Here is a 14,925-nt window from a genome sequence, read left to right as displayed (position 1 = left end):
CATGCTTAATCTGGGTGTAGGCGGTTCGACTGTCATCTGGATACAGGCTTGAACCAACATTACCAGTTACCGAACAGTCACCTCGTTTTTCAGGGTAGTGTAGTTGAAATGATATCCTTTATTTTCGAAATGAAGTGGGTAACGCCGTCTGTCGTCGACGTATCCAGCATGAGCAGAATAGATTCATCGCCTCCTATTCTGGGGGCGAGTAGCAATTTTCTTACAGGCAGGACCTGTTTATGGCAAAAAAATTAGACGGATTTTGATGGAGCACTGGAAATTCCAGTGGTGATTGCAATAGTAAGTATATCTGGTCCGGCTTAAACTATAGCCGTTACATGATGGGGAAATCGCTGGAATACGTCAACGGATTCTAAACTGTTTAAAATTATGTGCATAGTGGTGGATAGCATGATTGATAAAAACGTATCCATTAAAAAGTTAGGTGATGTTGCCGCATACAATGAAATGGGAATGGCGGTAGAGTTTTCCTGGTTCTGGTCGGAGCACGTTGCAGTTCTCGTTTTTGTCCGGCACTTTGGCTGAATGTTTTGTCGTCAGCAGGTTGCTGAACTTGGTGAAAGCTATTCTGCGTTTCAGGATAAAGGGGCCAGGCTGGTTGTAGTCGGTTCCGGAGAGGTGGCTCACCTGAAGGATTTTAAAGCTTCGTCCGGATTTGAGGGGGAGATCTTTACAGACCCTTCACGGGAGTCATTTCGGTTGTTGGGGTTTCGTAGTGGTGTAAGCGGGTTGTTGGGAATAAAGGCTATAAGCCGGGGGTTTTCAGCATTAAAAGAAGGCTATACACCGGGTTTTATTCAGGGGAGTGCTCTACAGTTGGGTGGGGCAGTAATAATAGATACTGACTGTACTATGCGGTATCATTATGTTGGGGAGGCGGCTGGTGATCATCCGCCTATTAAAGAAATGCTCAATGCGCTCGACTGAAATAACGGACAACAAAAGGACTGAGGTTAAAGGGGGGCAGGACTGAGTAAATTGCATTGAACATGCAATATGCTTCTGAAACACTCAGTCCTTTTACCTTTGGCCTACGTCCTGGCTAACGTGCTTATACCTTAAAGCGGATATTGAGAATATCGCCATCGTCTACGATATACTCTTTTCCCTGTACGTGGAATTTTCCGGCCTTTTTCAATTCGGCTTCGCTTCCATACTCTATAAGCTCATCGTATTTCATCACTTCGGCCCGAATAAAACCTCTCTGCAGGTCAGAGTGGATAGCGCCGGCAGCAACAGGAGCGGGCGAGTTAACTCTTACGAGCCATTGGTGAACCTCCTCCGGGCCGACGGTAAAAAATGAAATACGTCCAAGAGCGCGCAGGCATAAGCGGGTAAGGACTTCAAGTGCCGGTTCTTCTATTCCCAGATCCTGCATGAACTCCAGCTTTTCTTCTTCACTGTCGAGTTGGGCTATTTCTGACTCTACCTGGGCTGAGACAAGCATTGCTTCAATTTTTTCCTTATCGCAGACGGGTTTGATTTTGTCAGCGAGGGTTGAATCGTCAAGCTGATCTTCAGCGACATTAAAGGCGATGATCATTTCTTTTCTGGTGATAAGCGGATAACTGCGGAGTTGGAGGTTTTCATCGTCGTTGAATTCCATAAGTCGCAGTGGTGTTTCCGATTCGAGATGCGTGAGCATGCGTTGTAATAGCTCAAGTTCCAACTGATTTTTATCATCCCTGATTTTTTTGAGGCTCGTCTCGAGGCGTTCTATCCGTTTTTCGACAAAGATCTGGTCATGCAGGAGAAGCTCTGAATTGACCATTTCAGCATCACGGATAGGGTCGACTGAACCGGCTTCATGGTAAATGGCATCATCCTCAAATGCCCTTACCACGTGGCAGATAGCATCGACGTCATTAATCTCTCTGAAGATGTCACCACGGGCGATCGTTTCCTGCTCTATTTTGGGGAGGAGGACAAGGTCAAGTCGGGCCCGACTTTCTTTAACTGGATGATACATGCTGACGAGTTTGTCAAAACGCTGATCAAGAATATCAGCGGTGCCTGGAACAGGTTTTGGGGCACCACTTTGTTCACGAAGTTCACTTCCGGTCAGGACCTGAAAAAGTGTTTTTTTCCCGGTCTGGGGTAAACCTATTATTCCAATCTTCATACTTTCCTCAAATTGCCTGGTAAATGTTTAAATAACCTAAGCACTTCTGTTGGCAGCAATTTTATTAAACCCATAATTGCGCGTATGAACAAGAAAAATTGCATGTAGAAAATCATTATCTATTACGGGCAGCCTCTTAGAGGACTAATGTTTTGACTGAATTCATGCTTTTAGCTATGGAATTTGGACAATTATTGGCTCTGTTCCTTGCATTTAAGGAGGAAAAACTGATATCGATTAAGTAGGCCTCTCGAAATAACTCATAAATTAAGACTAGAAGGTGTGTGGATTCAGTCACCCCAGAATAGTGCATTCCGGAGAAATGGTAATGACACAGGGTTCATCAAGCGATCGCAAGAAAGAAAAGAAAATATTTGAGCCGACTCTTCATTTTACAACCAGACGCGTGCAGATAGGTGAAGACGATTCTGCAGATAAAGTGTTGGTTGCGGAACTCGTCCGTAAAGGGGACCTGCTCCTCGACTTTGGGAATTTTGAGAGGTTCAAAGATAAGGGTTTTCAGAAGCAAAAGGTTGAGGCAGGAAAGGGTACTCAATTACTCAAAGATAAAGACCAGCTTGTCGCTGAAGTAACTGGTTACCCTCGTGTTAACCTGTTTACCCCACAAGGCACCAACGAAGAGGTTGTCGAGGTTTCGGTTGAGCCGCTGTTTCGTATAGATCATGGTAAAATGAAGGTGATCCTGTCTGTACATCCACCGCTTAAAGATTGTAAATCCCTATTAACAGAAGATTTGGAACAGCTTCTTGAAGAGAGTGGTATTGTTTTTGGTGTGAATGCTGATCAGGTTACAAAGGCAAAAGAATTCATTCAACAGGGGTTGATGGAATTTGCCACATTTCCAATTGCTGAAGGGGTCGAGTGTGGGGGAAGTAAGGATGCCTACCTGAGATATGAGATAGAGATAGGGCCTATTGCCGGGAAAATAATGGAAAATGGTTCTATTGATTTTCGGGATCGGCGGATAATGGTACCGGTTAACACTGGTGATCTGCTGGCCACTAAAATTCCTTCGCACTCCGGAATTTCAGGGAAAAATGTTTTTGGAGAGGAGATTGAGGCTAAACCAGGAAAGGATATCAAAGTTAAGACACTTGGATCCGTAAAGTATTCAGACGATACCCATCAGGTAAGAGCTACTGGTGACGGGGTGCTTTCAGTTGTCCGTGGCAGTGTAATTCAGGTGAGTACCAAACAGAAAATTAATAGCGATATAGATTTTGCCACGGGTAATATCGAATCAAAAAATTGTGTGATCATTAAAGGCGCTGTTCAGCCAGGATTTATTGTCAAGGCAGAAGGTGATATCGAAATCGGTGGTACGATCAGTTCAGCGACAGTCGAAGGCGGTGCCAACGTAGTGCTGAAAAGTGGAATAACCGGTAAAAAAACGACCATCTCTGCACGTGGTGATGCGGATATACTATTTATAGAGCAGGGACGAATCACCACAGGTGGCAATTGTGTTATCAGGAAACAGGCGTATTACAGTGTGATCCATGCCGATGAAAATATACGCTGCAGACGTGACAGTGTTGTGGTGGGTGGTGAACTTGTAGCAGGAGGGAGCATGACGCTTGGTGATGTTGGTTCAGAACAATCAACACCGTCACTGCTGGCAGCGGGTGTTCTGCCGGAACGATTTGTCTTCCAACGTGAGCTAAAAAATCACATGTCTGAGCTGCAGGATGAAATCATCCAGCAGATGCAGCACGGTGGGGCTCGTTCGAGGAAAATACGACAAATGGAACGTGAGGCTGAGGATATCAAGCAGCAACTCTTACGTCTGAACCTCATACCCGGGACCGGAAAGTACTCACGCGTGGATAAAGGAGACGATAAACGATTTACTGATGAAGAATATTCAGATCAATTTGGTGTGGATATGCGAATTATTTCCATTGACGCATTCGGCACTGTTCAGGCTGGCACGACCATTCAGATAGGCAATAGGACACTAACACTTGATAAAACAATACAGGGTAGATCGTTTAAGTTGAATAGTTCTCTCCGCCGGGTGGTTGCTGTGCCTCTTGGCAGGAAAAAGAACTAGGAGACTATCCGACAATGCCATTTGTTTCAGACTCTCTGTTATTATCAAAAAGCAATGCTCGCAGGTAAGCGAAGACTCCGATATCAATATATATTGCTGTATGTATTTTTTGAAAATGTCTCGATTTTGACCAAAATTCAAATTCTCGGTCATCCTCCTGGTTTTCTGTCAAAAATGAGTTTGTGAAGCTCCTCGTTAGTTAGCAGCCTTTCATTGACACCTGATTATACTGCATCAGGCGTTATTTTAGAGATACACTCTCTTCGCCTTTGAATTCTTCAATAGGCCTGCCAAACATGTGTAATAATCAGATCGGCTAATCAAAATCTATGTGCCGAAATCCCAAAAGAAAAAATCCGACAATAATGTAAAGTTATCTTGACATTTGGTCGTATAACTTACTAGATTTGTGCTTTTTTAGCGTTAAGATGAATTACATTAAGAGGCCCAGAATGGGAATTACACGTAGTGAAGATTTAAGGAACCCCGATTACTTACCACCTTTAGGGCAGTCGATACCGCTGGGTATTCAGCATGTTCTTGCGATGTTTGCCAGTAACGTTACGCCAGCAATAATAGTGGCATTGGCGGCCGGTTTTTCTTTTGGCTCTGCTGAGATGGTCTATATGATTCAGATCGTCATGGTTTTTGCCGGCATTTCAACCCTGCTGCAGACTATTGGTTTAGGGCCTGTAGGTGCTCGTCTCCCTATCGTACAGGGTACCAGTTTTGCCTTTATTCCGATTATGATTCCGATCGTCAAAACTGCAGGAATGGCAGCACTTTTCGGTGGTGTTATTGTTGGCGGGATTTTCCATTTCTGTCTTGGAACGGTGATTGGCAGAATGCGTAATCTGTTGCCACCTCTGGTGACAGGTATTGTTGTTCTGACAATCGGTCTGGCGTTAATTCCAGTGGGGGTTAAATATGCTGCGGGCGGTGTGCCGCTTATGGGTAAACCTGAGTTTGGTGCGCTTAATCACTGGGCGCTTGCATTGATTGTTATCGTTGTGACCATGGGTCTAAAGTTTTTCACTAAAGGTATGACCTCAACTGCAGCTGTACTGATCGCGCTTATTGTCGGTTATGTTGTCGCCATCCCGATGGGAATGGTAAACTTTGGCAAGGTCGGTAGCGCTGCATGGTTTTCGGTGCCTTCTCCAATGAAATTTGGTGTCGAATTCAACATGGCTGCAATAATTGGTATGTGTCTGATGTCTTTTGTTTCGGCAATTGAGACCGTTGGTGATATCTCGGGTATTACCAAAGGTGGTGCCGGTCGTGAGGCAACCGATAAAGAGATCGCTGGTGGTACCATGGCTGATGGCCTGGGAACTGCGCTTTCCGGTCTGTTTGGTGGTCTACCTAATACATCGTTTAGTCAGAACGTCGGACTTATCTCAATGACCGGTGTAATGAGTCGTCATGTTGTTACTTTCGGTGCACTGTTTCTGGTATGTGCAGGCCTTATTCCAAAAGTTGGTGCACTTATCGCGGCAATGCCGATCTCAGTTCTTGGTGGTGGTGTTATCGTGATGTTCGGTATGGTTGTCTCCGCAGGTGTTACTATGTTGAGTGACGTTATCTGGAACAGACGAAATATGCTGATTCTGGCAATTTCTCTTTCAATCGGGCTCGGTCTTCAGGCTGTTCCCGAGGCGTTGCAGCATGTACCGGGTACACTGAAAATTCTGCTTACTTCAGGAATTCTGCCTGCAGCAATTCTTGCAATTGTCCTGAACATGATCCTGCCTGAATCCCTTGATGATTAACATAGAGCCGCCGCTATAGCCTCTTGTGACAGAAAGAGTAGTAAGTAAAGGGTGCTGATCCAATTTCGGGTCAGCACCCTTTTTCTTTTAGGAGAGTTAGATGGTATGTTTATTTGGCATCGTATTAATATAAGTGGATAATGGTATCAGCTTTGCATAATCCCTGTTTTAGACATCCTGAATGGGTTGTGACCAGGGGCAGATTACGATTGTAATTTGCTCACATAGCTGGTATTTGCACTGTCTAAATCGTTTTTGCCGGTCACCCACATATGAGGTTGATCACTGCCAGGTGACTGAAGTACTACTTCCGGAAGTTCCAGATAGCAGTTTTTCTGTACCGATACTCTCTTTGAAGAAATCCCTGTTACAAACGATTATTGATAGGATTTATTATTGACAGAACGTGGGGTGGCGTATGGATACGTCGGTTCGCGTTTTTTTTAGAACAGACTACACAGATTGTAGATTAAAGGAGTACGACATGACTCAGGCAAAAAACGGCGATAAAGTATCCGTCCACTATACAGGCAGATTTGAAGACGGCAGCATATTTGATTCCACAGCAGGTGAAGAGCCATTGGAGTTCACCCTCGGCCAGGGCGACCTGATTGAAGGCTTTGAGGAAGGAATTTTGACCATGGTTGTGGGCGATAAGAAGACCATCACCCTGACTCCAGAGAAAGCATACGGTATGCGCAGTGAAGAGATGGTTATTGAAGTGCCTCTCGAAGAAATGCCAGGCGATTTTGAACTCACCGTTGGCGATGAGCTTGAGCTTACCGACGAAGACGATGAGGCTGTTCTTGTAGTTGTTGCCGAGTTGAAAGAAAATTCTGTTGTACTTGACGGTAATCCGCCACTTGCTGGCGAGACCCTGATTTTCGACCTCGAGCTTGTAACTGTAGCTTAACCTGAATATTTCACATTTCGGGCGAGCTGATAGAGACTGCTATCCAGCGTCCCTTTTGAGATTCCCATACTCAAGTATTGTGAATCGCAAGTCTCTTAGGCTGGCAGCCCATTACAAATCGTAAAAAAAAAACAGGGTAATCAGGATGTTTCTGATACGACTGGTAAAACGGGCAGGATCATATGATCCTGCCCGTTTTTTTATTACATATCAATACGTCAGTCTCAGATAGATGTAACTCTGTTAATGTTTGGTGCACCACGGTTGATGGTTCGTTTAAAGTTGATTGCAGGCAGTCCAAATCCCATCACGTAACCAATTTTATGATCTTCCGGAATGCCGAGGGTTGTTCTCAGGGACGGGAGAATTTCAGAAATGGTGAGGGTTGCAAGCCCATTCCAGATTGTGCCAATGCCTTTACTGGCAGCGTAGAGTTCAAATGTCGATAAGGCGATGATAGCGTCATGCAGGGGAGATGCACACTCTTCGCTTGCCGACACTATCAGCAGATGCGGGGCACCCCTGAAAAGGATATCTTTTCCGGAATGTTTCCAGGCATTGCTGATATCGATAAACATCTCCATTCCTTCCGGCAGCTTATTCGCCTCGATCAATGTGTCGAGTTCTTCAAAGGTCTTTTCACGAAGATCAAATACACAGCCTTTATCATCAAGCAGGGTGAAGAGCAGTCCACGGTCATTGTGACCACTCGGTGCATGTGAGGCTACTTCTACAAGCTTATTGATGAGCGCCGAATCAACATTTCGCTCCTGATAATTTCTCGTGGATCTTCGCCCTTTGATGAGAGCTTCCATCTTTTCGGGTTCAGGCCACATATCCTTGCTGAACTCCATACCCTCTTGGGGACCGTAACCGAGAATCGAAACGGAACCCTCGCTGCAGATAGCTACGCAGTGCATACAGCCAATACAAAACTGTTCAAGATCCGGATGAATGGTCGGCAATCCTGTTTCCATACTGATAATCATGGCAGGACAGTCACTGGCACACTGGCCGCAGGCGATACATGTTTCGGTATCAATGGTAAAATTGAGCATAGGGTTTCCTGAGAAATTGAATTGGCGGTTTTTGAAGTAACAGACTGTTGTGTTCGGAATAACCCGTTCACGCCATCTATTTATGTTTTTAGGTTAGTACTCGTATTCATTGTGTAAAAGGCAAAGACCTTTCATCTATCTTCAACCTGTAACTTTTCAGCAGGGCTCCAGAGGTGGATAAGCAAAATACTGAGAGATCAGCGTTGACGTGACGCTAATACTCTATGTCTTTCACTGTTCGCATATGTTGCGGTGAGCCGTTATTTTTAACCAGCAGTATCTCACTGATAATACTTACAGCAATCTCTTTCGGGACAATGGAAGCAATATTGAGCCCCATCGGTGCATAAACAGCCGCGACGTTTTCACGTGAAACACCTGTGTTTATGAGGTGTTTGAGCGTTAGCCTAATTTTGTTGCGACTGCCGATCATACCTATATATGCTGCATTAGAGGTAACAACCGCTTCAAGGGCCTGCCTGTCTGTATCGTGGGATCTGCTGGCAATCGTTATGTAGCTATTTGGAGATATTGCAAATTCCTGCAGGGTTTTGACAATATTGTTTGTGAAAATACGGTTTGCATGTGGGAACCGTTGCGGGCTCACTATTTCTTCACGGTCATCAATGACAGTTACCTGAAATCCCTGATGCACGGCAAGCTGATACAGCTCAAGACCTATATGGCCGCCACCGACTATTATCAATTGCGATTGAGCCTTGAAGATCCTGATAAAAATCCGCAATTCTCCCCCGCAGGTCATACCAAGATCTCCGCCCGGTTTCAGGGCGTAGCTCACCTCTTTGCTTTTGCCTGAAGCGAGGCAGCTAACAGCTTCATCAATCGCCTGAAACTCAAGATTGCCACCTCCGATGGTGCCGCAGATACGCTTGTCAGACTGTACACTCATCATTGCTCCGGCTTTACCCGGGGACGAGCCGGTATTGGCAATAACTGTGACAAGAGCGACAGGTTCGTTTGCTTCTATGCAGCGGTTGAGTGTTTGTAAAATTTCAATATCCATCGTTTAGTGTATAGAGGGTGAAGATTGGAGAAAAAGGATGGCTTCAAGAACACCACCGCTTATGCAGCGGGCTTTGTCCGAGATGGTTAAGCAATATTCAGTAGCTGAAAGGCGCGGGTCAATATCGGCAATTTTCAGCTGCCTTTTCACTGGGCTGTTATTTTGAATCATTCCGCGGATCACACCTTCAAAAGGGGCATATACCGGTACGTTATCAATGGTTGCGATAACCTCTCCCTTTTTGACGATGCTTCCTATATCTTTGACAATAACAAGGGTACCCGAATTCTCCGCATAAATAACCCGCTCTGCGCTGTATCCTCCCACTGAACCGGGGATTCCTGTATTCGGGAGTGCAGAGCCAGTGTAAATCACACGGCCAAGGTTGTGGCCGCGTGCTGTTTCTATGACTGCATCGACGTCTTCGCCTGCTGAAAAGCCTGGTCCGAGCGCTATGGTGATTGCTGCCATATCTTTCGTGGTGCCAAGATTTATTTTTGCCAGAACAGCATCAACAAGAGCTAATGGTTTTAAGGCTAGCAGGCATTCAGCTTTGGGGTCAACCATTATTGCAACAGCATCGTTCTGCCAGATCTTATCACAGTGTTCGATGTTATCAGCGAGTACTGCGGTAACGCCTTCCACAGTGTGGCTACCGGTATAAACCGCATCGGCAAGAGAGACTGTCCGTCGGATCGCTCTGGGTTGAGCTATCTCAAGTACCAGCACTTTATAGCCGCAGCGGTGCAATCGGCAGATGGTGCCCGTGGCGATATCACCACCGCCACGGACAACTATGAGCGTATTGTCTTCCATCGAGAAACTACATCCTGATATGTCTGGGGTGTGTCAATATCCATGAAATCATCTGCTGAATCGAATGGAACAGCCAGAGTTTTATCCGGGTATTGGTCAAAGAGTGTGCGCCCACCACTATCACCTCGAAGTTCTTCGAGATCGTTGAGGAAAACAGCTGGAAATATTACCGGGTTGCGCGGTACACCGTTGACCTCCGGATAAACAATGGTCTGATTGTTTTGACGAAAATATTCAAGAATAGTACGAAAAATGTCCTGAGTGAGAAAGGGCTGGTCAGCCACTGTAAACATTACCCCGTCGCGTGCGGTACTTTCAGCAAGGCCACAGTGAATAGATCCGCTTTTTCCGGATGCCGGATTGTGGTTATACGAAATGGTTACATCATAGGTATGGGCAATTTTGCCGATCTGTTCATCACCGGTAACCAGAATCACCTTTTGAAAAAGGTGATATGGAAAGGTTTGCAGGAGCTGATCGATTACCGTGGAGTCACCAAGAGGGAGCAATAACTTGTTGCTCCCCATTCGGCGCGAGAGCCCTGAAGCAAGGATAATGGCATCGACACTACTCACAAATAGTAGCCTCGTGTACGCTTCCTGCTATCATTTTCAGGCCTTCCATCTGTGATTGCAAGAGCTTGGAATATTGTATATCCATCGCAGATTCGACTTTATTAATATAGAGAATTTCCCGGCCGAAGGCGCTTCCAAAGAGTCCATCATCGTGAACAATCATTCGCAATAGATGACCAAGTTGCACGTTCTCCCCTTCATCTGCTCCGGTGATCTGGCTGAATATCTCCAGTCGGTGAACGAGGTCTTCAGAGATCTCTTTACCGATTGTCTGGATATCTACCACACCAATGGTCGTGCTTGTGAAATCAGCTATAACCGGCTCGGTGCTCTTCCATCCTTTGAGCGGCTTTTCAGCGGCTCCATCAGCTTCAATCAGTACCAGATCAAATTTTTTACATTGGTATGCGAGCAGATCGCTACGAACACCGGTGATTTTCTCAGGGTCTTCATCGGGCAGGCCGCCAACATACACACCGGCGTCCTGAATCTCCCGGTCTGAGAAGAGTTTGCCGCTGAGGTCAATGCTATCATACTGGCTCTCTTCAGGAACACGGATTCTGGTGCTGGTTGTAACCAGCACCCTCAGTCCCTGATTTTTAGCTTCACGGGCCAGGTGAAACATCAGTGATGTCTTGCCGCCTGCACCAATAATACTCACCACATCCTTTGGGCGAATACCAAAAGCTGTTAAGAACGTACCTGTGTTATCTGTTTTGACCATTGTCTTTTAACCGACCAAGCAACACCTTTTCGGCGGTGATCGGCAACTCCCTGAATTGAATGCCTGTGGCATTAAAGATCGCCTGAGCGATAGCTGGTGGAGGCGTGTTACAAACAACTTCCCCTATGGATTTCGCTCCATAGGGTCCGGTGGGTTCGTGGCTTTCTTCGAACGCCACCTGGATATCATGGATATCCTGCCTGCTTGGAATTTTGTATTCCATAAATGAACTGGTAGAGAGACGTCCTTTTGAGCTGTAACGAACTTCTTCATAGAGGCCCATGCCGATGCCCATGGCAATTCCGCCTTCTACTTGAATTCGTGCAAGATTCTTGTTGAGCACCTTGCCGCAGTCGACCACCGCAACGTAGTCAGTTACTACAGATTCACCTGTTTCAAGATCAACCTCGACCTCTGCAAAACCTGCAATAAAAGGTGGTGGTGAGGTGTCGCCGCCGTATGTGCCTTTAGCAACCAGCATATCCATCCCTGCAAATGAGCATAAGGTTTGCGCCAGTTCAGAAAGCTCCATGGTACGGTTGTCTGCTGTTGTGAAGACACCTGCACCGTATTCAATCTCGTTTACATCACTATCCATAAGTTTGGCAGCTGCAGTGCATAATTGCTTTACCATGTCTTCAGCAGCAATACATGTTGCTTTGCCGGTAACATATGCGCCACTTGAAGCATATGCGCCGGGGTCGTATGGCAGGGTGTCCAGATCGAAACTTGTCACCACAACCTGATCCATTTCTACATCGAGAATCTCAGCCGCAATCTGGCAGAGTATGGTGTCGGAGCCCTGGCCCATATCAGATGCGGAATGGCTCAGGGTGAAGAATCCGTCTTCATTGAGTTTAAGCATTGCTGAGGCTGTGTCTATCTTGGCGATACCCGAACCCTGCATAGTGACTGCCATACCGTAGCCGCGCACTTTTGTTTCACTGATTTTAACACTGGGGAATTTTTCGTCCCAACCGATCAGCTCTTTACCTGTTTTTATGCACTGGTGAAGGCTGCTCGATTTTAAGATAGACGGATTCCCAGGTGTAGATCCGGATAATTCAGGATGTGCCTCACCTTCTGAGATGAGATTTTTCAGTCGCAGTTCAGCCGGGTCCATCTTAAGCTGTGCTGCAAGTTCATTAACCGCTGATTCAAGAGCAAATGTCCCTTGAGTAGCGCCATAACCTCTTAAGGCACCTGCAGGAGCTTTATTGGTATAGAGAGCATGGCCGTGATAACGGCAGGCTTTTGCCTTGCTGTAGAGCGGCATGGTCTTTTGCCCAACAACCCAGAAAACGGTGGGGGCGTGTTCGCCGTAGGCACCGGTATCGGAAGTACAGAAGATATCGACCGCTTTAATGTTGCCTTGCTTGTCTGCACCGAGTCGTACCTTAAGCTGCATGGCGTGACGACTGGTTGTGCAGGCAAACGTTTCCTGCCGTGTGTAGACGATTTTTGCCGGTTTGCCGGTCTTCATCGTTACAATAGCGGGGAAGATCTCAACCGATGCAGTCTGTTTGCCGCCAAAACCACCACCAAGTCGCGGTTTAAGCACCTTGATTTTGCTTCGTGGTATATCAAGTACACGAGAGAGGTGTCTACGCACATGATATGGGATTTGCGTAGAAGTCATCACCTGCAGGCGACCATTTACATCAAATGAAGTGGAGGCACGATAGGTCTCCATCATGGCATGGGCCTGTGCCTGGGTGTTGTAAGTCTGCTCAATGACTACATCACATTTTGCCAACTCTGCTTCCACGTCGCCCTGTTCGGTGTAATGGCTGGCTGCGATGTTTCTGGAGGCATCGTTACCAATGGGGAAATTGGTAAATGGTTGCTCTTCGTGAACCAGAGTAGAGTTGTCGAGAGCATCTTCGGGGTCCAGAACCGGTGTCAGCACTTCATACTGAACGTTGATTGTTTTGAGAGCTGCCAGGGCTGTCGCTTCATCACAGGCTGCAACGATGGCAACTTCATCACCCACATAACGCATCTGGTTATCAAGGATTCGACGGTCATATGGTGATGGTTCCGGGAATGACTGACCGGCAAGAGTGAATCGTGTTTCGGGTGTGTTTTCATGTGTTAACACACACTCTACACCATTCATCGCCTCTGCTTCGCTGGTATCTATTGAGAGTATTTTTGCTGAAGCATGAGGGCTTCGGAGGATCTTGACTATCAGTGCATTATTATTGATGTCGAGATCGCTTGTGTATGCAGGTGCTCCTTTGACAAGAGCGATACCGTCAACTTTGGGGATTCCTTTTCCAACAAATTTCATTACTCAACCCCCATGAATTTTTTAAGAGCGCGCATCTGGCCCTTATATCCGGAACAGCGACAGAGATTTCCTGCAAGATAATGGTTGATCGCCTCTTCTGTCGGATCATTTAACTCACGTTTCATGGCAAGTACAGTCAAAGTAAAGCCGGGAGAACAGAATCCGCACTGTTCTGCACCTTCTGCCACCATAAATTGGGCAAATTCATGTGCTTCGTCCTGCAGCGCTTCGATGGTGGTGATCTCTTTATCTCCCACCCGTGCTGTCAGCGTAGAGCACGAGAGTACAGGGCTACCATTGAGCCATACTGTACATAGCCCGCATGAGCCTGTATCACATCCCTGTTTTACGCTGAGGTATCCGTAGCGTCTGAGGGTATCGTATAAGAATTCACCGTTTGGGAAATCGAGGGTGATTGTGCGGCCGTTTATCTGAGTGCTAAGCTGCATGCATCACCTCCGTTAAAGCGCGTGTAATTAAAACTGGACAAACAGCCTTGCGATATTCTCCGCTGCCTCTGGGATTGTCACCAAACTGCAGTTGCTCTGCTGCCAGTCGGCCGGCTTCTGCAGCGCTTTTATCATCAAGGCCGTTCTGTGTCAGATAATCGGCGGCATCAGTTGAAAGCATAGCTTTACCTGGCCGACTGCCGACAACAATACGGTAGTTATCCGCATTTTTTGCCACAGCCACATTCAAGACAGCGTAATCGGTTTTCGATTTACGTATGCTGGTGAAAGCAGCACTGCGATCATCTTGAGGGATGATGATTTTCTCCAGGATATCTTTATACCCTTTACCCGAAAGGTACTCTTCTAAAGAGACGCGGCCGTGATTCACAAACTGTAATTCTGTATCTAGTGCCAGTAATGCGGTGAGCGGGTCGGAGAATGGATATCTTCCAGCAACAGTTCCACCGATGGTGACACAATTTCTGAGTTGCACACCGACAATATTTTCTACAGCACTTTTCAGTACGCCATTAGCAAGACGGGTCATAGTGGGATTGGTCTCAAAGCTGCGCAGAGTTGTCATCGCACCGACTTCAATGGCTGAGCCTGTATCGCGAACAAAATTAAGATCAAGATTTGACAGGTCGATGGCGGTACTGATACTGCGCGCACCCAGCCGAATGTATCCACAGCCACCAAGTACCACACTTCCAGGTACCGATTGCAGGGTATTGTATGCCTCAGTCAAACTGGAGGCATAGAGGTAATTGTCTATTTGCAGCATAATCAGAAAAGTCCTAATTGTGGGTTAACGCGTAGTTTTTACGATACTGTTCAGCATTGCGGCAATGGTGCCACAGCTATTTCATCTTAATGTTAATCTATTGTCTTGATGATCATTGGCAAGCTGTTATTTATCAACATTCACCAATTGCGCAGCGTCGTCTAAAGTGATCTTCTTTAAAAGTGAACGGCTCAAAATCGACGGGACACTATAAAAAGTTAAATGACAATGTGCATTAACTAACATGACAGAAAATATATGCTTCATTTATTAAGTATTATGGGAAAATGTCTTCAG

Annotated in this window: 14 protein-coding genes; 5 read left to right on the top strand and 9 right to left on the bottom strand. The window is 46.2% G+C overall.

Annotation, left to right across the window (positions count from 1 at the left end; translation table 11 throughout):
- Positions 1-411: 411 nt before the first annotated feature.
- On the top strand, positions 412-546 hold the full coding sequence (locus tag FCL46_RS28515; protein WP_267313650.1) for a hypothetical protein: 135 nt from the start codon (positions 412-414) through the stop codon (positions 544-546).
- Positions 547-948, top strand: a complete 402-nt coding sequence (locus tag FCL46_RS23115; protein ID WP_136809508.1) for an AhpC/TSA family protein — start codon at positions 547-549, stop codon at positions 946-948.
- A gap of 124 nt (positions 949-1,072) precedes the next feature.
- On the opposite strand, the gene ychF is transcribed toward FCL46_RS23115, so the two are convergent.
- A complete protein-coding gene (gene ychF / locus FCL46_RS23110) occupies positions 1,073-2,143 on the bottom strand; it encodes a redox-regulated ATPase YchF (protein ID WP_136809506.1) in 1,071 nt (356 codons plus the stop codon).
- Positions 2,144-2,471: 328 nt separating this feature from the next.
- Here ychF and FCL46_RS23105 point away from each other — a divergent pair, with 328 nt between their 5' ends.
- From FCL46_RS23105 to FCL46_RS23095, 3 genes are all read left to right on the top strand, one after another.
- Entirely contained in the window at positions 2,472-4,217 is a 1,746-nt protein-coding gene (locus tag FCL46_RS23105; protein WP_167506007.1) for a DUF342 domain-containing protein, read from the top strand.
- 452 nt (positions 4,218-4,669) lie between these two features.
- The gene (locus tag FCL46_RS23100; protein ID WP_136809503.1) at positions 4,670-5,989 is read left to right on the top strand and encodes a uracil-xanthine permease family protein; all 1,320 of its coding nucleotides are present in this window, start codon (positions 4,670-4,672) and stop codon (positions 5,987-5,989) included.
- Positions 5,990-6,473: 484 nt separating this feature from the next.
- Entirely contained in the window at positions 6,474-6,902 is a 429-nt protein-coding gene (locus FCL46_RS23095; RefSeq protein ID WP_136809501.1) for an FKBP-type peptidyl-prolyl cis-trans isomerase, read from the top strand.
- A gap of 224 nt (positions 6,903-7,126) precedes the next feature.
- Here the strand turns inward: FCL46_RS23095 and FCL46_RS23090 are convergent, their stop codons facing one another.
- The 8 genes from FCL46_RS23090 to FCL46_RS23055 form a co-directional block, all read right to left on the bottom strand.
- Entirely contained in the window at positions 7,127-7,960 is an 834-nt protein-coding gene (locus FCL46_RS23090) for a nitroreductase family protein (protein ID WP_136809499.1), read from the bottom strand.
- Between the two features lie 214 nt (positions 7,961-8,174).
- Entirely contained in the window at positions 8,175-8,984 is an 810-nt protein-coding gene (locus FCL46_RS23085) for an XdhC family protein (RefSeq protein WP_136809498.1), read from the bottom strand.
- A gap of 3 nt (positions 8,985-8,987) precedes the next feature.
- Positions 8,988-9,800: a selenium-dependent molybdenum cofactor biosynthesis protein YqeB gene (gene yqeB, locus FCL46_RS23080; RefSeq protein WP_136809497.1), complete on the bottom strand. Its 813-nt coding sequence runs from the start codon at positions 9,798-9,800 to the stop codon at positions 8,988-8,990.
- Positions 9,779-10,375: a nucleotidyltransferase family protein gene (locus tag FCL46_RS23075; protein ID WP_136809495.1), complete on the bottom strand. Its 597-nt coding sequence runs from the start codon at positions 10,373-10,375 to the stop codon at positions 9,779-9,781. Before FCL46_RS23075 ends, yqeB begins: the two co-directional genes overlap by 22 nt.
- Positions 10,368-11,099: a selenium cofactor biosynthesis protein YqeC gene (gene yqeC, locus FCL46_RS23070; protein ID WP_136809493.1), complete on the bottom strand. Its 732-nt coding sequence runs from the start codon at positions 11,097-11,099 to the stop codon at positions 10,368-10,370. Before yqeC ends, FCL46_RS23075 begins: the two co-directional genes overlap by 8 nt.
- Positions 11,083-13,392 (bottom strand): xanthine dehydrogenase family protein molybdopterin-binding subunit, encoded by a 2,310-nt coding sequence (locus tag FCL46_RS23065; protein WP_136809492.1) that lies wholly within the window; start codon positions 13,390-13,392, stop codon positions 11,083-11,085. Before FCL46_RS23065 ends, yqeC begins: the two co-directional genes overlap by 17 nt.
- Complete coding sequence (locus FCL46_RS23060) at positions 13,392-13,841, bottom strand: (2Fe-2S)-binding protein (protein ID WP_136809490.1); 450 nt, start codon at positions 13,839-13,841, stop codon at positions 13,392-13,394. Before FCL46_RS23060 ends, FCL46_RS23065 begins: the two co-directional genes overlap by 1 nt.
- Positions 13,831-14,628, bottom strand: coding sequence for an FAD binding domain-containing protein (locus FCL46_RS23055; RefSeq protein ID WP_136809489.1), 798 nt, complete (start codon positions 14,626-14,628; stop codon positions 13,831-13,833). The genes FCL46_RS23060 and FCL46_RS23055 overlap by 11 nt, the downstream gene beginning before the upstream one ends.
- Positions 14,629-14,925 lie beyond the last annotated feature (297 nt).

It is taken from the genome of Desulfosediminicola flagellatus, assembly GCF_005116655.2.
Classification (GTDB): domain Bacteria; phylum Desulfobacterota; class Desulfobulbia; order Desulfobulbales; family Desulfocapsaceae; genus Desulfopila; species Desulfopila flagellata.
This window is presented reverse-complemented; position numbering and strand designations above follow the sequence as displayed.

Bases quoted from the DNA above. Each gene is read 5' to 3' on its own strand.
- FCL46_RS23065 (WP_136809492.1), bottom strand. From the start codon at position 13,392: ATGAAATTTGTTGGAAAAGGAATCCCCAAAGTTGACGGTATCGCTCTT.
- FCL46_RS23060 (WP_136809490.1), bottom strand. From the start codon at position 13,841: ATGCAGCTTAGCACTCAGATAAACGGCCGCACAATCACCCTCGATTTC.
- ychF (WP_136809506.1), bottom strand. From the start codon at position 2,143: ATGAAGATTGGAATAATAGGTTTACCCCAGACCGGGAAAAAAACACTT.
- yqeB (WP_136809497.1), bottom strand. From the start codon at position 9,800: ATGGAAGACAATACGCTCATAGTTGTCCGTGGCGGTGGTGATATCGCC.
- FCL46_RS23105 (WP_167506007.1), top strand. From the start codon at position 2,472: ATGACACAGGGTTCATCAAGCGATCGCAAGAAAGAAAAGAAAATATTT.
- FCL46_RS23095 (WP_136809501.1), top strand. From the start codon at position 6,474: ATGACTCAGGCAAAAAACGGCGATAAAGTATCCGTCCACTATACAGGC.
- FCL46_RS23055 (WP_136809489.1), bottom strand. From the start codon at position 14,628: ATGCTGCAAATAGACAATTACCTCTATGCCTCCAGTTTGACTGAGGCA.
- FCL46_RS23100 (WP_136809503.1), top strand. From the start codon at position 4,670: ATGGGAATTACACGTAGTGAAGATTTAAGGAACCCCGATTACTTACCA.
- FCL46_RS23085 (WP_136809498.1), bottom strand. From the start codon at position 8,984: ATGGATATTGAAATTTTACAAACACTCAACCGCTGCATAGAAGCAAAC.
- FCL46_RS28515 (WP_267313650.1), top strand. From the start codon at position 412: ATGATTGATAAAAACGTATCCATTAAAAAGTTAGGTGATGTTGCCGCA.
- FCL46_RS23090 (WP_136809499.1), bottom strand. From the start codon at position 7,960: ATGCTCAATTTTACCATTGATACCGAAACATGTATCGCCTGCGGCCAG.
- FCL46_RS23115 (WP_136809508.1), top strand. From the start codon at position 547: ATGTTTTGTCGTCAGCAGGTTGCTGAACTTGGTGAAAGCTATTCTGCG.
- yqeC (WP_136809493.1), bottom strand. From the start codon at position 11,099: ATGGTCAAAACAGATAACACAGGTACGTTCTTAACAGCTTTTGGTATT.